This window comes from Ruegeria sp. BHSB196, from assembly GCF_059613135.1.
On record NZ_JBXWRY010000012.1, the window covers coordinates 20388 to 37257 of the forward strand.

Genomic DNA, 16870 nt, shown 5'->3' on the forward strand with positions numbered 1-16870 from the left:
CGCCCACGGGAAATATCCCATGTTTCAAGAGGTTCGGTCAAAACCCAACTGCACGACTGGTTAACGATCCGTGCACATGCGCCAGGGTTCGGGCTGTTGAGTATAGGCGATGTAGAGGGGGTGTTTGGGATGCCCGTCCCTGGTCAGTCCGAGGTGGAACAACGGCCGTCCCGTGCCCCGCAAAAGCCGCGCGACCGCCGGTCCCCTGCCCATGTGGGCGCCATGGGTACCCCATGCGGCGATCACCTGATCGGCCCAGTCCACGCCGGCCAGTATGGCCGCGTCGTTTTCCGGCCCCACCGGATCAGGCGCGGCGCGCATCCGGCGCGGATCGGTGTCGCGCCAGGCAAAGATGTTGGTGACCTGGAACGCGCCAAAGCCCAGCGCCCTGGCGCGCCGTTCGCAGCGTTCGACCGTGGGATCGTTCTGCACCTCGGTCGCCGTCGAGGGGTTCAGCATCACGAACAGCGCCCGCCGACCGGCCGAATCCCAGACCCGCGTGAGGCTGTAGCGGTAGCGTTCACAATCGGAATAGACGGCGGTCGAGGGCGCATCGCCCTTGGTATGCGAGCGGGTGATCATGGGGTGTCTCTAACGCATCGCGCGGCGCACGCAAACCCGGACCTGTCAGGTGGCGAACACCCGGCTGGGATGCAGTTCACCGGCCTTGTAGACACCCACGGCCACGGCCCTGCCGTCGAACGACGCCCAGGCTTCGTCGCCGTATTCGACATCGGCCGCCAGCACCATCCCCGGATTGCCGTGACGCAGCCGCGCCGCGCCTTCGGGCGTGCATTTCAGCTCCGGAAGATCCACCAACCCGTCTTCGAGCGGGCGCAGATGGGTGTCGAGCGCGGGCGTCCGGGCCAGTTCGTCGATCTGCGCGATGCTCAGGCCATCCTTGGCGTCGAACGGGCCGGACCACATGCGGCGCAGGGACGTGACATGACCGAAACACCCCAGCGCCACACCGAGATCGCGGGCGACGGAACGCACGTAACCGCCCTTGCCGCAGATCATTTCCAGGACGACGTGATCGGGATCGGGCCGGTCCACGAGGATCAGTTCTTCGACCCAGAGCGGGCGCGCCTCCAGTTCCGGCTCCGCGCCGTCGCGGGCCAGCTTGTAGGCGCGCTGGCCGTCGATCTTGACGGCGGAAAACTTGGGCGGCACCTGCATGATCTCGCCCAGAAACGGCTGCAGCGCCTCCTTGATCTCGTCGTCGCCGGGGCGTCTGTCGCTGGTTGCGATCACCTCGCCCTCGGCATCGTCGGTATTGGTGGCCTGACCCAACCGGACAGTGAACACGTAAGCCTTGAGGGCGTCGGTGACATAAGGGACGGTCTTGGTCGCCTCGCCCAGAGCAACGGCCAGCACGCCGGTGGCATCGGGATCGAGCGTTCCTGCATGACCGGCCTTTTTTGCGTCGAAGGCCCAGCGCACCTTGTTGACGACGGCGGTCGAAGTCATGCCCGCGGGCTTGTCCACGACCAGCCAACCGGAAATGTCACGGCCCTTGCGTTTGCGTCCCATGAAGCACCTTGTCTTTTGCCGAGGCGCGCGACCTAGCGGATCGGCCGGGCCCTGTCAATTTGCCGAGGCTTGCGGGTCACGAAGGCGATGCCGCCGCACCGGACGCGCGGTCAGTCCCGGCTTTCCACCACGCCGACGATCGGGCCAAGGGCAAAGCCCGCATCCGAACGGCCGATCTGCGGGGCATGAAGGCGCGAGATGTTGCCGTCGAAATAGAGCGCGTTGGGTGTTTCCAACACGTCCCGGAACAGGCTGCCGAATTCGTGGAAGGTCACGTAGTCCCGTGAAATCGCAAAGATGGCGCGGGTTCCGTCGGCGCTCGTCCCGACCCCGTTGCGGATGTAGCGCGAGGTGGAGTCGGGCAGAAACCGCGGATGCAGGGCGCCGTCGATCACCAGCATCGGACCGGACTGCGTGGCGAACCGGCAATCTGGCGCGGTCTCGACGAAGTGCAGGGTCTCGATCACGTCGGCGCGGCCCTTGCGGATGCAGAACACGCCGTTGGGCAGCAACCCGAAATTGCCGGGACCGGGATTGGTGATCACCCGCATCTGTTCGTCGCCGTTTTCGACATAATGCCCCACCGGCGAGCGGTCGTCGTGATACATGCCCGCGTTCATCGCAAAGGACAGACGCTTGCCGTCGGATTCCAGCAAGTCGTCCACTGCCGAGAACTGCCCGAGCAGCGCGCCCTGGTCGTCGTTCAGAAACAGCCGCAGGTCTTCGGCGCTAGCGTCCACTTCGCATATCGTGAACCGGTTGCCCTGATGGGTCAGATCACGGCATTCCACCGCGACGGCCGCGGTGGCCGACACGGCCAACGCCAGAGCCGAAAGCGACCGGATCACTCGTCGAGATCGCGGCGCACCGCGTCCTGTTCGAACATGCGCCGCGTCTCGTCGAGCCGGTCGAAGGTCTCGTCGAGCCGGAAGCGCAGATCGGGTGCGAATTTCAAACCGACCTTGCGTCCGACCACCCGGCGCAGCTCACCCTTGTTGCGGGCCAGCAGTTGGAGAACGTCCTCCTGCCCCTTGCCGCCGAGCGGCAGAACATAGGCCGTGGCGATCTTGAGATCGGGCGACGTGCGCACCTCGCCCACGGTGATCGACAGCCGGTTCAGATCCGGGTCATGCACGTCACCGCGCGCCAGCACGTCCGAGAGCGTGCGGCGGATCAGTTCGCCGACGCGAAGCTGACGCTGCGAAGGGCCGGGGCCGTCGTGGAACTTGTTCTTAGCCATGAATCCCGATCTAAGCGCAAAGCGGGGCTTTGCCAAGCGGTCGCGAACCGGGTAGGAGGCACCGAGTCGATTTCCAGGGGGAACCTGCGCCATGACCCATATTCCCGGCATCGTCGTCACCGGAGCTTCCGGCCGGATGGGCCAGATGCTGATACGCACCGTGACCGAAAGCGACCGGGCGCGCCTGGTCGGCGCCGTCGAGCGCGAGGGGCATGAGTGGATCGGCCGGGACGTGGGCGAGGCGATGGGCGGCCAGCCTTTGGGCGTGGCCGTGACCGACGATCCGCTCGAAGCCTTCGCCAGGGCGCAGGCCGTCATCGACTTCACCGCGCCCGAGGCCACGCTGGGTTTCGCGGAACTGGCCGCCCAGGCACGCTGCGTGCACGTGATCGGCACCACGGGAATGACCGAGGCGCAGATCGCGGCGCTTGAACCGGCCGCGCGTCATGCGGTGATCGTGCGGGCGGGCAACATGAGCCTCGGGGTCAACCTGCTGGTGCAACTGACGCGCAAGGTGGCGGCGGCGCTGGACGCCGATTTCGACATCGAGGTGATCGAGGCGCACCACCACCACAAGGTCGATGCGCCCTCGGGAACCGCCTTGATGCTGGGCGAGGCCGCCGCCGAGGGGCGCGGCGTGGTCCTGGCCGAGGTCTCCGACCGCGCCCGCGACGGCATCACCGGTGCCCGCAAACGCGGCGACATCGGCTTTCACGCCATTCGGGGCGGCGACATCGTGGGAGAGCATGACGTGCTGTTCGCCGCGCCCGGCGAGCGGATCGTGCTGCGCCACGTCGCGACCGACCGCGCCATCTTTGCCCGCGGCGCGCTCAAGGCGGCGCTTTGGGGGCAAGGCAAGGCGCCGGGCCAGTATGACATGGTGGACGTGCTGGGGCTGTAGCCCCCGCCTGCCCCGGCCCGGGTGTTCAAGTGGCTTGTCAGTGGACACCGGCAAGCGAAACATCCAAAGGCCATTGCTCGGGAATGCGGTTGCCGCTTCCAATCCCTCCAAAACTCCTGTATTGGCGCTCCATCTGAGACGTTGTGCCATGACCCCGGCACTCGAGTGAAAGATGAGAGGGGTCGGCGGCAATGGGGCCGCCACGAAAACGGGAGACCCGGAGGGCCGGGAGCGCTCCCATCTAGGATACGCAAATGTTTGATGTAACGACGAAATCAATGCAGTGGGGCGAGGAAACGCTCACACTGGAAACCGGCAAGGTTGCCCGTCAGGCCGACGGGTCGGTTGTTGCCACCCTCGGGGAAACCACGGTCCATGCCGCGGTCACTTATGCCCGGGAACAGAAGCCCGGTCAGGACTTTTTTCCGCTGACCGTGCACTATCAAGAGAAATACTATGCCGCCGGCAAGGTGCCGGGCGGCTATTTCAAGCGCGAGGCGCGCCCGACCGAAAAGGAAACGCTGACCGCGCGCCTGATCGACCGGCCGATCCGTCCGCTGTTCGTGCCCGGTTTCAAGAACGAAGTGCTGGTGATGTGCACCGTTCTCAGCCACGATCTGGTCAACGATCCCGACATCGTTGCGATGATCGCCGCTTCGGCCGCACTGACCATTTCGGGCGTGCCGTTCATGGGGCCGATCGCGGGCTGCCGCGTGGGCTACACCGACGGCGAATACGTTCTGAACCCGACCGTGGACGACATGCAGGATCTGCGCCTGAACCCCGAACAGCGCCTGGATCTGATCGTGGCCGGCACCAAGGACGCCGTAATGATGGTCGAATCCGAAGCCTACGAACTGTCCGAAGCCGAGATGCTGGGCGCGGTGACTTTCGCGCATCAGCAGATCCAGCCGGTGATCGACCTGATCGTTTCCTTCGCCGAAGAATGCGCGAAGGAACCGTTCGACTTCTCGCCGCCGGACTATTCGGAGCTTTACGGGGCCGTCAAGGCTGCGGGCGAGGACAAGATGCGCGCCGCCTTTGCAATCACCGACAAGCAAGAGCGGACTGCGGCCGTGGCCGCCGCCCGCGAAGCGATCAAGGAGCAACTGACCGAGGAACAGCTTGAGGACCAAAACCTCGGCTCGGCGATGAAAAAGCTCGAAGCGTCGATTCTGCGCGGCGACGTCGTGAAGGGCGGCAAGCGGATCGATGGCCGCTCGACCACCGACGTGCGCCCGATCGTGGCCGAGACTTCGGTTCTGCCGCGCACGCACGGGTCGGCCCTGTTCACGCGGGGTGAGACCCAGGCGCTGGCCGTGACCACGCTGGGCACCGGCGATGACGAGCAGTTCGTCGATGCGCTGCATGGCAACTTCAAGTCGAACTTCCTGCTGCACTACAACTTCCCGCCCTACTCGGTTGGTGAAGTGGGTCGCGTTGGCCCTCCGGGCCGCCGCGAGGTGGGCCACGGCAAGCTGGCCTGGCGCGCGCTGCAGGCGGTTCTGCCGGCTCCGACCGACTTCCCCTACACCATCCGCGTGGTGTCCGAGATCACCGAGTCGAACGGCTCGTCCTCGATGGCATCGGTCTGCGGCGGCTCGCTGTCGATGATGGATGCGGGCGTTCCGCTCAAGGCGCCGGTGGCCGGTGTGGCCATGGGCCTGATCCTGGAAGAGGATGGCTCCTATGCGGTTCTGACCGACATCCTGGGTGACGAAGACCACCTGGGCGACATGGACTTCAAGGTGGCAGGTACCGAAAACGGGATCACCTCGCTGCAGATGGACATCAAGGTCGCGGGCATCACCCCCGAGATCATGGAGAAAGCCCTGGCCCAGGCCAAGGACGGCCGTCTGCACATCCTGAACGAGATGGGCAAGGCGCTGAGCGAGACCGCCGAGTTCTCGATCCACGCCCCGCGCATCGAGACCATGCAGATCCCGACCGACAAGATCCGCGAAGTGATCGGCTCGGGCGGCAAGGTGATCCGCGAGATCGTGGAAACCAGCGGCGCCAAGGTCGATATCAACGACGACGGCGTGATCAAGATTGCCTCGCCCGATGGCGAATCGATCAAGAAAGCCTATGACATGATCCACTCGATCGTGGCCGAGCCCGAAGAAGGCCAGGTCTATACCGGCAAGGTCGTGAAGATCGTCGATTTCGGCGCCTTCGTGAACTTCTTCGGCAAGCGCGACGGGCTGGTGCATGTCAGCCAGATCGAGAACCGCCGCCTGAACCATCCGTCGGACGTTCTGAAGGAAGGTCAGGAAGTGAAAGTCAAGCTCTTGGGCTTTGACGATCGCGGCAAGGTGCGCCTGTCGATGAAATGCATCGACCAGGAAACCGGCGAGGAAATCGTTCCCGAGAAGAAGGAAAAGAAGGAAGCAAGCGCGGAGTAACCCGCCTGCTTTCCTGTTTTCCAAGACCCCGGCCGTGTGCCGGGGTCTTTTTTTCGGCGGACCCGCACATCGGGGCCTGCTACAACGAAGGCGCCGGAAGGGAACGCGGATGGACGCGGATCAGGTCTCGAAGATCGAAGCATTGTGCAGGGCCTATCTCGCTGCCATCGATCAGGGGGATCTGACCGCGTTCGAGGCGCTATTTTCCGAGGACGCAACGGCGACCTCGCCAATCTCCGGGCCGCAACCGGCCCGCGCGTATTATGCAAACGTGCTGCGGATCCCACCCATGCCGCGGTTCATTTTGACTACACCCGGACAGTGGGAAACGGCCGGCCCGCAACGATCGAATGCGTCGATCTTTTTGACCTGACCGACGATCTGAGCAAGTTCTCCTCGGTCCGCATCATCTACGATACGGCTGCGGTCCGATCGGATTTCTCGTCACCCGACGTTCGCTGACGCGGACGGCAAATCGTTGCGCGCCTGCAAAATTCGGACATCTAGGGCATACAGGGCTTCGGCCGGTCTTCCGAACCCGGTAGCCGTGCTTTAAGCATGGCCCATGCGCTCCTTCGTCATCCACATGTCTTCCAGCACCGCGCGCCGCCCGAACGCCGAACGGCTGTGCCGAGAATTGCCGGACGCCGAACTGTTCGAAGCGGTCAACGGCCGAGATCCGGATCAGATCGGCGGAGTCGAGGTTTTTGACGGCACCCTGCACCGGCCGCATTATCCCTTTCCCCTGCGCCCGACCGAAATCGGCGTTTTTGAAAGCCACCGGCGGCTGTGGCGGAAGCTGGTGGAGGACGGCATCGATCTGGCGATCATCGCCGAGGACGATCTGGGGATCGACCCGGAAAGGTTTGGCGAGGCTCTGCATCTGCTGCGCGACCACGCCACGCCCGATCATTACATCCGACTGCCGGTCAAACAGCGGGAAGTGCCTGCGCTGGTTCTGGAGGAGCGGGCGGGCCTGAAGCTGATCCTTCCGCGGATCATCGGCCTGCAATGTGTCTGCCAAGTGGTCGGGCGAAACGCCGCGCGGCGCCTTCTGGCCGCCACGGATCGCATGGACCGCCCGGTGGACACGTTCCTGCAGATGCACTGGATCACCGGTCAGCCGGTTCATGCCCTGCTGGGCACCAGGAATCGCGAAGTTGCAGCGCAGATCGGCGGATCGACCATCCAGAAAAAGATCCGCCCCAGCAAAAAACTGGGGCGGGAAATCAAGCGCGGTTGGTATCGGGCGCAATTGCACGTGCGCCCCCAAAAACCCTAGCCAGGAAGCTTGGTGGTGCGCAGGTAGGGGAAGTGGGTGGTGAAGTCACCGTACTTGGCCTTGGCTTCCTCGTCGCTGACGGCAACCGGTATCACCACGTCGTCGCCCGGGCTCCAGTTGGCTGGCGTCGCCACGTTTTCCTTGGCCGCAGTCTGAAGCCCGTCGAGGGCGCGCAGCACTTCGGCAAAGTTGCGACCGACATTCATCGGGTAGGTCATCGACAACTTGAGAGTCTTGTCCGGCGCGATGATGAACACGGTGCGCACCGTCTGGCTGTCCATCGGAGTGGGGTTGTCCGGCAGGTAGTATTCGGCCGGCAGCATGTCGAACGCCTTGGACACCGCCAGTTCCTTGTCTGCGATGATGGGGAACCCCGCCCTGGTGTTGCCGTATTGGTCGATGTCCTTTTTCCAGTTCTTGTGATCTTCCGCGCTGTCCACCGACACGCCGATCACCTTGGTGTTGCGCTTGGCCCATTCGTCGTTCAACTGCGCCACGGCCGAGAACTCGGTGGTGCAGACCGGAGTGAAATCCTTGGGGTGCGAGAACAGGATCGCCCAGCTGTCGCCGATCCAGTCGTGGAACTGGATGGTGCCCTGATCCGTTTCAGCGGTGAAATTGGGGACGGTATCGTTGATGCGCAAACCCATGATGCATCTCCTTTCCTGTGAAAAATCCGACTCGGTTGCTGCCAACCTAATCACTTTGCCCTCAGGTTAAACCTTTGATGCGGCGGTGGGGGAAATTTCGCGCGGTCGGTGATTTGATCAAATTTCCAGAATTGCCTTGCCCTGCGGGATTTGCGGTGACAGAGTGCCCCGGAAAACCGACCGAGCGGTCGAATGAATGCGGATCAAGAGGACACGTCATGATCGAGAAACGCGACTTTTACATCAACGGCCAGTGGGTCGCCCCCAGCCAGCCCAATGATTTCCACGTCATCGACCCCTCGACCGAGGAGCCCTGCACGGTGATCTCGCTGGGTTCGCAGGCCGACACCGATGCGGCCGTGGCGGCGGGCAAGGCGGCGCTGCCGGGCTGGATGGCCACGCCGGTGGCCGAGCGGATCGCGCTGGTGGAAAAGCTGATCGAGATCTACCCCACCCGCGCCGAGGATCTGGCGCAGGCAATGTCGACCGAGATGGGCGCACCCATCGACATGTCGCGCACCCAGCAGGTGGGCGCCGGGATCTGGCACCTGAAGAATTTCGTGCGTGCGGCCAAGAACTTCCAGTTCGAACGCCCCCTGGGCGACCATGCCCCCAATGACCGGATCATCTATGAGGCGGTCGGCGTGGCCGCTCTGATCACCCCGTGGAACTGGCCGATGAACCAGATCACGCTGAAGGTGGGCGCAGCGGCCATCGCGGGCTGCACCATGGTTCTGAAACCGTCCGAGCAAAGCCCGCTGAACGCGATGATCTTTGCCGAGATGATGCACGAGGCAGGCTTCCCCGCCGGTGTCTTCAACCTCGTGAACGGGGACGGGGCCGGCGTGGGCACTCAACTTTCGGGCCACCCCGACGTGGACATGGTCAGCTTTACAGGCTCGACCCGCGCGGGCACGGCGATTTCCAAGAACGCCGCCGACACGCTGAAGAAGGTGCATCTGGAACTGGGCGGCAAGGGCGCCAACGTGATCTTTGCCGATGCCGATGACAAGGCGGTCAAGCGCGGCGTGCTGCACATGATGAACAACACCGGCCAGAGCTGCAACGCGCCCAGCCGGATGTTGGTGCAGCGCCCGATCTATGACCAGGCGGTAGAAACCGCGGCCGAGGTGGCGGGCAAGGTCACCGTGGGCCCGGCGATGCAGGAAGGCCGCCATATCGGCCCCGTCGTGAACGAGCTGCAATGGACCAAGATCCAGGCCCTGATCACGAAAGGCATCGACGAGGGTGCGCGCCTGGTCGCCGGCGGTCCCGGTCGGCCCGAAGGGTTCAACAAAGGCTATTTCGTGCGCCCCACCGTGTTTGCCGACGCCAACAACCAGATGACCATCGCGCGCGAGGAAATCTTTGGCCCGGTCCTGACGATGATCCCCTTCGACACCGAGGAAGAGGCCATCGAGATCGCCAATGACACGCCCTATGGCCTGACCAACTATGTCCAGACGCAGGACGGCGCCCGCGCCAATCGCATGGCGCGCCAACTGCGCTCGGGCATGGTCGAGATGAACGGCCAGTCGCGGGCCGCCGGTTCGCCTTTTGGCGGCATGAAGCAATCCGGCAACGGGCGCGAAGGCGGTGTCTGGGGTCTGGAGGACTTCCTGGAGGTTAAGGCCGTCAGCGGCTGGACCCCGGAATAACCCCGGACCCGGAACGCACAAACTGCGGGGCAAGGCGCGGACAGGCACCTTGCCCCGTTTGCGTCAGGCCGGGCGCACCACCAGATGCGGCTCGCCGTTCGAGGTGTGGCGGGTCGACCGCCCGTCCCAGCCGATCTGACCGCTGACGCGCTGGCGCCAGGCCGAAAAGCTGTCGAAGGTCACCACGTCGACCGGGGTGTCGAACTGCAGCGTGATCCGCCGCTGCGCACCGTCGCCCAGCATCGTCAGGCCGCGGATTTCTCCGGTGAAGGGCTGGCCCAGATAGGTGCCCTGCACGCGATCTCCGACCTTCAGGTGCAGCCGGTTTCCGGCCAATGCGTGCAGCGTGTTCCAGTCGCGCGCGCCGTGCTGATGGGCGATCATCTCAAGCGATTGCGCATGGCTCAGGGCCACGCCCGCGCCACGCAGTTTCTCGCGCAGGCGCTTTGCCTGTACTTTCAGCTCGCCCACGGGGGCGATGTTTCGGATCTGTGTCATGTCTTGCCTCGTTTCCATGAACGGGCGCGAATATTGGACGGGGCTCGCCTTGCCATCCGCGCGCCGGGAAAGGGCAACAGATGTTCGATCAACCGGGTTTCACCAAAGCCAAAGGGCCGCGAGCGGCAGGAGACCCGAACCGACGACCTAGGTAGGAGCGCCGCCTGAGCTTGTCAACCGCCGCTCAAAACTCCGCCGGTGCGCGGAACTTCTTCGACACCCCGCCTTCGGGATGCTTCAGGCGCAACTCCTCGGAATGCAGCATGAGACGCGGGAAGTTGCGCGCCGCGCCGGTCGCATAGAACGGGTCGCCCAGAATGGGGTGGTTCAGGGCCTGCATGTGGACACGCAACTGATGCGAACGCCCGGTCATGGGAAACAGGCGGACACGGGTCGTATCGCCTTCGTGTTTCACCACGCGCCAGTCGGTCACCGCCGGCTTTCCCGACGTGTGGCAGACCATCTGGCGCGGGCGGTTCGGCCAGTCCACGATCAGCGGCAGGTCGACGGTGCCGGTCTTGGGCTCCATCCGCCCCCAGACACGCGCGACATAGGTCTTTTTGGTCTGCCGCTTTTCGAACTGCAGCCCCAGATGCCGCTGCGCGTGCGGGGTCTGGGCAAAGACCATCACGCCGGAGGTGTCCCGGTCCAGCCGATGCACAAGCAGCGCCTGAGGGAAGGCCGCCTGAACCCGCGCCAGCATGCAGTCGGAAAGATGCGCCCCCTTTCCCGGGACCGACAACAGGCCCGAAGGTTTGTTGACCACGATCAACTGCGCATCTTCATAAAGCACGTCCAGCGGGGTTTGCGGGGGATCGTAGGTCTCGTTCATAGGGGGTGCCTAGCGCAGCGGCCGCGTTCCCGCAACGTCGCGCTTGCGGAGCGTGACCGGTTCCGCAACGCTCGCGGCAACGGAAAGGACAGAACATGCACCCGACGATCGAAAAGATGAAGGAGGTCGTTGCCAAGGGCGACGAAACGCAGATCCATGCGCTGCTGGCCGAGGACGTCCGTTTCCGGCCGCCTACCTATTGGAAGACCTGGACCGGGCGCGAACCTGTCGCCGCGGTTCTGGGCCATGTGGGCCGGGTGTTCTCCGACTTCCGCTATCGCCGGGTCATGGGCGCGGGCCGTGACTGGGCGCTGGAGTTCCAATGCAGGGTGGGCGATCTGGACGCCGTGGGCGTTGATCTGATCACGCTGGACGAGACCGGGCTGATACAGGATTTCGAGGTTGTGATGCGGCCCTACAAGACCGTGGGGGCGCTCCGTGACGCGATGAACGCGCGGGTGATGACCGATGCCCGTTTCCTGAAGTACCGGGAGGCGCTTTCCTGACGATGCCCGGCCCGATCGCCGTCGATCAGATATTGCGGGTTCCGTTGTTGCCGGTGCTCGCCGTGCAAGGCCTGAGCGTGCGCCGCAGGGCATTGTGTCTGCCCGAACCGACCGGACCGCGCGACGGGCGCGACGGTGTCGGACCGCGCCTGCGGTTGCTGATCGCCGGCGACAGTTCGGCCGCGGGTGTTGGCGCGGGCACGCAGGCTCAGGCGCTGTCCGGGCAGATCGTGCAACGGCTTGGCCGGCGCTATGCGGTCGAATGGCGGCTCGAGGCGACAACCGGACACACCACGCAAGACGCGCTGGAGCGGCTCCGGACGATCCAAGGCCCGTTCGACGTGGTTGTGACGGCGCTGGGCGTCAACGATGTGACGCGCGGAACGACCAGAGCGCGCTTCATGGCGCGGCAGCGGGAATTGATGCGGGTTCTCACCGGACGGCTGGGTGCGCGGCGGGTCGTCGTTACCGGCGTACCGCAAATGGACCGGTTTCCGGCTCTGCCGCAGCCCTTGGCCTGGGTTCTCGGACGGCAGGCCGCGCGGCTCGATCAAGGATTGCAGGAGGTGGTCGCCGGTTTTCCGCAGGTGCGCCATCTTGCTCTGGATTTTCCGGATGATCCGGCGCTTGCAGCTCCCGACGGCTACCATCCTAGCCCGCGCGCCTACGCGCTGTGGGCGCAACACCTGGCGCAGCTCATCCTGGATCAGGGCTGAGTCCGCATCTGCCGGACCAGTGGGATCGAATAGATCACCAAGGCGACCCAGATCATGGGAAAGGCGATCATCCGGGCGCGGTCCATCGTTTCTCCAAAGACGAAAACCGCGGTAAGGAAGATCATGGTCGGAGCGATGTATTGCAATATGCCGATGGTCGAGAGGCGCAACAGCTTGGCGCCGTTGGCATAGACGATCAGCGGGATCGCCGTTACCAACCCACATCCCAGCAGCAGCCAGGTATCGAATGCCGCACCGCCGAAATGGCTGGTGCCGTTCAGGCCAAGGTAGGCTACGTATCCCAGTGCCGGAACGGAGAGAATCAGCACTTCGAGCAGAAATCCCTGGTTGGGACCGATGGGCAGGGATTTCTTGAAGAAGGCATAGAAACCCCAGCTCAAGGTCAAAGCGACCGCCGCCACGGGCAGGCGTCCGGCGTCGATCGTCAGGACAATGACCGCTGCCGCCGCAAGGGCGATTGCGACAAGCTGTGCCGGGGTCAGCCGTTCGCGCAACAAGAGAGCGCCCAGCGCAATGCTGAAGAGCGGGTTGATGTAATAGCCGAGCGCGGCGTCCAGCGCGTTTCCGGATCCAATGGCCCAGACATAGACGCCCCAGTTGACGGAAATCAGCGCGGCGGTCACGCAGCCCATGACCAGCATACGCGGATCGACCAGCGCCGCGCGCAACTCGCGCGTCCGGCGCAGGACGATGAGCAGCGCGCCGGCGACGGGCACCGACCAGATCACCCGATGCGCCACGACCTCGGCCGGTGGGATATGAGCCAGGGCCTTCATGTAGATCGGCAGGAAACCCCACAGCAGATAGGCGGCAATGGCGAATGCCAGCCCCTGCGGCGTATCGGCGTTTTCGACAGGTTCGGCGGTGCGGGTCGCCATGCTTTACCTCCGAGCGGTCACAGCGGCTTTATGGCAGGTTCGACCACAAAGGAAACGCCGGAATCTGTGCGACGCCCCATCAACAGGCTTGATGGACGGCCCGTCACAACCGGAGTGTTCCAATTTCCCCCACGGGGTCGTGCTGTTCTTGCACAAGGCGTTGCGCCTGCGATGGCCGGATCGTGTCAGGCCAGGTGATCGACGATCTGCAGATGCTGGGCCAGCTTGTCGATTTCACGCATCCAGGCTGCGACCAGTCCGGGGTCGCTGGGCGCTGCATGAACGCCAGCCGGGATGGCGCGGTTCAGAACGGCCTCGACGGCGAGCGAGACCGGAACCGAGACCAGCCGCGCCATGGCGGTGCCGCGCGCGTCGCCCCAGGCATCCAGGACATAGGTCTTGTGCCAGACTTCGCGCCCCTCGTGTTCGGCCTTGAGGCCGACACAAAGAACGACGCGATCCGGCTCGCCTTCGTCATAGGCGTTCTCGGCCCAGAATTCGTCGGACATGTCCTTGAGCCGCGCGTCGCCTTCGGGACCGGAGAGCGTTTCGATTTCGCTGAAAACCCCTGACCAGGCATCCGCCCAGCCATTGAGTCGCAGCGTGCCGCGCACGAACTCCCGGACCGGCCAATGATCTTCGAACCCGTATTCCTGCATGAACGGGATCGAGTCGCGGTTGGGATAGACCTCGAAGCTCTCGGGCACCGGCAAGGGCGCGACATAGGTGGTGATCGCATCCCATGGGCGGGCGACATCAAGCGGTGCGTAGTCCCGGATCGAGCGCGAGGGCGAACCCAGCGCCTTGAGCACACCCAGCGGCGACCAGCTGAACTTGTACCGGAACGGGTTGGGGTTTTTGGGGATGCCGCCGCAATAGGAGATGAAGCTCAGGTGGTTTTGCGGATCGAACGCCTGTGACGCCCGGTAGTCGTGCATCAAGGCATGGGCCATCAGGTGGTCGATTCCGGGGTCCAGGCCGACCTCGTTGACCAGCGCCACACCCGCCTCGCGCGCCTTGTCGTCGAGCGCGCGCATTTCCGGGGCGATGTAGGACGACGAGACGAAATGCGCGCCCTTCGAAATCGCCAGTTCCGCCAGCGGCACGTGCCAGTCGCCCGGCAGCATCGACACGATCACGTCGCCCTTCGCCACCACGTCGGCAAGGCTGTCGATGTCGAAGGCCCGGATGTCGTCGGTCAGATCCCCGACCTCGGATTTTGCCTTTTCGACCGTCCGGTTCCAGACGGTGACAGGGTACCCGGCCTGGATCAGCCGTCGCAACCCGGGAACGGCCGACAAGCCGGTGCCGCACCAATGGATGGTCATCTCTCAGATCCCTTCGATATGCGTGTCAAACGTGGCCTTCGCCCGCGCCCACACCCCGCTTTCCATGTCGGTCAGCGTCAGGAGCGACGGCAAGAGTTGCGCAGCGTAATCCTCGGAGCTTTCCACGGGCAGCATCGACGGCAGGTTGTCGATGGCCATCACGTCCAGCACCGGGTCGGTGGCCACGCGCATGGCAGGCTGATCCCAGGTGGTGGCTCGGTCATAGACCGGCACCGGATTGTAGTCGCTGTCCGGATCGCAGGCCACGTCACCGATGACGCTCAGCCGGCGCGGGGCGCTCAACGCGGTAAGGGGGACGAAGACCGGTGTGCCTGGGCGCGCAAGAATGCAGTTGAGGAACAGTTCATGGTCCAGAATCTCCGGGAACGGGCCGCCGCTTGCAGTTTCCGCCATGTCCCACTTTGTCACCGCGACTCCCATGGCCTCGCACAAATCCGCAGCCCCGGTTCCGACACGGCCCAGCGCCCCGATGACGATGGCGTGCGGTCGCGGAGTGCCGGTGGCGTCCAGCTCGGCGGTCAGTTCCGCCATCAAGGCTTCCTTGCCGGGATAGACGCCGACCGGCGGGCAGACTTCCCCCCGCTGCTGCGCGGCCCAGGTCTTGAGCGTGACCGCCGCACCGGCATAGCCGGCCCAATAGCCAAAGGCGGCGACCCGGCGGCCGTCGGGGTCCACGAGATATTCCAGGTCATAGAGCGTACCGCCTCCGGCCTTGAACCGCTGCAGCAGCGCGCGGCCCGAATGCTGACCCTTGAACGCATGGCCGAACATGATGTGGCGGTGCGGCAGCGGTGTGGCATCCTCGGGCAATTCCTTGAGGCCGAATATGATCGCCTCCGCCGGTGCATCGGGCCAGCTGTTTTCGGGCGCGATCTCGCAGCCGGCCGACCGGTACCCGTCGATCGGTATGGCACGGGCCGAGCTTTCCTCGACCGTGACCCTCACACCCGCCGCGATCAGTTGCGCGGCGCCTTCGGGGGTAAGGCCAACCCGTTCCTCGTTTGGGCGCTGTTCGGCCCGAACCCAGAGATGTGTCATCGTTCGTCCTTGTGTCAGAGCATTCCGGCGGCCTTGACCGCCCGGACCGAGGCGCGCGCCTCCATCGCTTCGCGAAACGCCAGGATTTTCGGGAAGGCCGACACATCGACGCCATCGCCTTCGAGCCAGCTGCACACGACGTACAGATAGGGATCGGCCGCGCTGACGCGGTCGCCCAGAACGAAGGGGCCGCGCAGCCCTTTCGACTCGATGTAGGCGCACGAGGCGGTCATGGTTTCCGGAACCTTGGCGGTCATGTCCGCCCAACTGGCCTTCTTGTCGGCCCAGCGCGCGCCGCGCAGCTTGTGGGCGTGGTTCACGTGCATGGTGGACGCAAGGTAATACATCACCTCGCGCATCCGCGCCGCCATCACCGGGTCTTCGGGCACCAGGCCGGCGTCTGGGGCCATTGCGGCGATGAAATCCAGCAATGCGCCGGTTTCGGTCAGGATGCCCCCGTCAACGGCCAGGGCCGGAACCCGACCTTTTGGGTTGATCTGTTTGTAGGCGGGCTTGGTCTGCTCGGCGCTGGAAAAGTCGATGCGGATGGCTTCATAGTCCAGACCGGTCTCTTCCAGGGCGATTGCAACGGCCACCGAGATGGTGCGGGGTGCATAGTAGAGTTGCATCAAGGCGTTCCCTCACAAATGGGTCTGGGCGAATTGCCGGTCCGGCGATTCAAGATGCGGGACCGCGTTGAACAGAACCGGGCTGAGATGCGTTCCGATCGGATAGAGACGATGCATCGACGTGTTCATGATGGCAAGGGCGACCCGTGCCATGGCGGGAATGTCGAGGCCCATCGCCTGCCTGACGACCATGGAAATCAGCCCGCCCGAGGTCACGACGATGGCCGGTCCGCCCTCGGTGCCGATGTCTCGCAGCGCCTGGGACACCCGCGCCTCGAACTCGGCGAACGTCTCGGGCGGATTCTTGATTTCACCGCGGGCCCAGGCCTCGAAGGTCATGGGCAGGTGTTCGACGAACCCTTCACGGTCCATCGGGATTTCGACGCCATGCTGTTCCTCGAACAGCTTGGCCAGCGCAAAATACTCTATCTCGTTCAGGCGCGGGTCGCGGATCGGATCCACGAGCCCCATGCTCGCCGCCGTTTCCACATGCCGGGTGAGCGTTCCGCAATAGGCGCGGGGGTGGTGCGCGCGGGTTTCCAGCAGATGTGCCCCCAGCCATCGCGCCTGTTGGTGGCCGAGATCGCTGAGCCGGTCATAGCTTGCTTCGTCGCGCGCCTCGGTGTTTGCCTGACCATGACGCACCAAAGTGATGTGGGACATGCACCGCTCCTTTATGCCGGGCAGTCATAGGTCAGGACGCCGCCGGGGGCCAGAGGGTCCGGTCATGGCAA

Annotated in this window: 19 protein-coding genes; 7 read left to right on the plus strand and 12 right to left on the minus strand. The window is 64.5% G+C overall.

All coding sequences use genetic code 11. The annotated features are described in order from the left end of the window. Positions 1–60: 60 nt before the first annotated feature. The 4 genes from AC2FNJ_RS08645 to rbfA all read right to left on the minus strand — a co-directional run bounded on the left by AC2FNJ_RS08645 (position 61) and on the right by rbfA (position 2773). Positions 61–582 (minus strand): DUF1643 domain-containing protein, encoded by a 522-nt coding sequence (locus tag AC2FNJ_RS08645; protein WP_496763821.1) that lies wholly within the window; start codon positions 580–582, stop codon positions 61–63. Positions 583–627: 45 nt separating this feature from the next. Beyond that, complete coding sequence (truB, locus tag AC2FNJ_RS08650; protein ID WP_496763822.1) at positions 628–1533, minus strand: tRNA pseudouridine(55) synthase TruB; 906 nt, start codon at positions 1531–1533, stop codon at positions 628–630. Between the two features lie 110 nt (positions 1534–1643). Continuing rightward, entirely contained in the window at positions 1644–2381 is a 738-nt protein-coding gene (locus AC2FNJ_RS08655) for a phosphodiester glycosidase family protein (RefSeq protein ID WP_496763823.1), read from the minus strand. Then, positions 2378–2773: a 30S ribosome-binding factor RbfA gene (rbfA, locus tag AC2FNJ_RS08660; protein ID WP_496763824.1), complete on the minus strand. Its 396-nt coding sequence runs from the start codon at positions 2771–2773 to the stop codon at positions 2378–2380. The genes AC2FNJ_RS08655 and rbfA overlap by 4 nt, the downstream gene beginning before the upstream one ends. A 91-nt stretch (positions 2774–2864) precedes the next feature. On the opposite strand from rbfA, the gene dapB reads away from it, so the two are divergent. The 4 genes from dapB to AC2FNJ_RS08680 all read left to right on the plus strand — a co-directional run bounded on the left by dapB (position 2865) and on the right by AC2FNJ_RS08680 (position 7361). After that, positions 2865–3674 (plus strand): 4-hydroxy-tetrahydrodipicolinate reductase, encoded by an 810-nt coding sequence (dapB, locus tag AC2FNJ_RS08665; protein WP_496763825.1) that lies wholly within the window; start codon positions 2865–2867, stop codon positions 3672–3674. 254 nt (positions 3675–3928) lie between these two features. Further along, positions 3929–6079 carry a polyribonucleotide nucleotidyltransferase gene (pnp, locus tag AC2FNJ_RS08670; protein ID WP_496763826.1) on the plus strand — a complete coding sequence of 717 codons (2151 nt, stop codon included), beginning with the start codon at positions 3929–3931 and terminating at the stop codon, positions 6077–6079. A gap of 109 nt (positions 6080–6188) precedes the next feature. Next, entirely contained in the window at positions 6189–6452 is a 264-nt protein-coding gene (locus tag AC2FNJ_RS08675; protein ID WP_496763827.1) for a nuclear transport factor 2 family protein, read from the plus strand. Between the two features lie 192 nt (positions 6453–6644). After that, entirely contained in the window at positions 6645–7361 is a 717-nt protein-coding gene (locus AC2FNJ_RS08680; RefSeq protein ID WP_496763828.1) for a glycosyltransferase family 25 protein, read from the plus strand. Here AC2FNJ_RS08680 and AC2FNJ_RS08685 read toward each other — a convergent pair. Next, positions 7358–8011 carry a peroxiredoxin gene (locus AC2FNJ_RS08685; protein ID WP_496763829.1) on the minus strand — a complete coding sequence of 218 codons (654 nt, stop codon included), beginning with the start codon at positions 8009–8011 and terminating at the stop codon, positions 7358–7360. The two genes, AC2FNJ_RS08680 and AC2FNJ_RS08685, sit on opposite strands and share 4 nt — an antisense overlap. Positions 8012–8229: 218 nt before the next feature. Here AC2FNJ_RS08685 and AC2FNJ_RS08690 point away from each other — a divergent pair, with 218 nt between their 5' ends. Next, positions 8230–9669, plus strand: a complete 1440-nt coding sequence (locus AC2FNJ_RS08690; protein WP_496763830.1) for an aldehyde dehydrogenase family protein — start codon at positions 8230–8232, stop codon at positions 9667–9669. A gap of 63 nt (positions 9670–9732) precedes the next feature. On the opposite strand, the gene AC2FNJ_RS08695 is transcribed toward AC2FNJ_RS08690, so the two are convergent. Beyond that, entirely contained in the window at positions 9733–10167 is a 435-nt protein-coding gene (locus AC2FNJ_RS08695; RefSeq protein ID WP_496763831.1) for a glyoxalase superfamily protein, read from the minus strand. A 184-nt stretch (positions 10168–10351) separates the two neighbouring features. Then, positions 10352–10999, minus strand: coding sequence for an RluA family pseudouridine synthase (locus tag AC2FNJ_RS08700; protein WP_496763832.1), 648 nt, complete (start codon positions 10997–10999; stop codon positions 10352–10354). 95 nt (positions 11000–11094) lie between these two features. Between AC2FNJ_RS08700 and AC2FNJ_RS08705 the strand changes: the two genes are divergently transcribed. Further along, positions 11095–11505, plus strand: coding sequence for a nuclear transport factor 2 family protein (locus AC2FNJ_RS08705; protein WP_496763833.1), 411 nt, complete (start codon positions 11095–11097; stop codon positions 11503–11505). Positions 11506–11507: 2 nt separating this feature from the next. Beyond that, positions 11508–12221, plus strand: a complete 714-nt coding sequence (locus AC2FNJ_RS08710) for an SGNH/GDSL hydrolase family protein (RefSeq protein WP_496763834.1) — start codon at positions 11508–11510, stop codon at positions 12219–12221. Here the strand turns inward: AC2FNJ_RS08710 and rarD are convergent. The 5 genes from rarD to AC2FNJ_RS08735 all read right to left on the minus strand — a co-directional run bounded on the left by rarD (position 12212) and on the right by AC2FNJ_RS08735 (position 16799). After that, positions 12212–13120: an EamA family transporter RarD gene (gene rarD / locus AC2FNJ_RS08715; RefSeq protein ID WP_496763835.1), complete on the minus strand. Its 909-nt coding sequence runs from the start codon at positions 13118–13120 to the stop codon at positions 12212–12214. The two genes, AC2FNJ_RS08710 and rarD, sit on opposite strands and share 10 nt — an antisense overlap. Before the next feature lie 185 nt (positions 13121–13305). Next, on the minus strand, positions 13306–14448 hold the full coding sequence (locus AC2FNJ_RS08720; protein ID WP_496763836.1) for a saccharopine dehydrogenase family protein: 1143 nt from the start codon (positions 14446–14448) through the stop codon (positions 13306–13308). Between the two features lie 3 nt (positions 14449–14451). Further along, on the minus strand, positions 14452–15507 hold the full coding sequence (locus tag AC2FNJ_RS08725) for a saccharopine dehydrogenase (RefSeq protein WP_496763837.1): 1056 nt from the start codon (positions 15505–15507) through the stop codon (positions 14452–14454). 14 nt (positions 15508–15521) lie between these two features. Next, entirely contained in the window at positions 15522–16136 is a 615-nt protein-coding gene (locus tag AC2FNJ_RS08730) for a glutathione S-transferase family protein (protein WP_496763838.1), read from the minus strand. A gap of 12 nt (positions 16137–16148) precedes the next feature. Next, positions 16149–16799, minus strand: a complete 651-nt coding sequence (locus tag AC2FNJ_RS08735; protein ID WP_496763839.1) for a histidine phosphatase family protein — start codon at positions 16797–16799, stop codon at positions 16149–16151. Between the last annotated feature and the right edge of the window lie 71 nt (positions 16800–16870).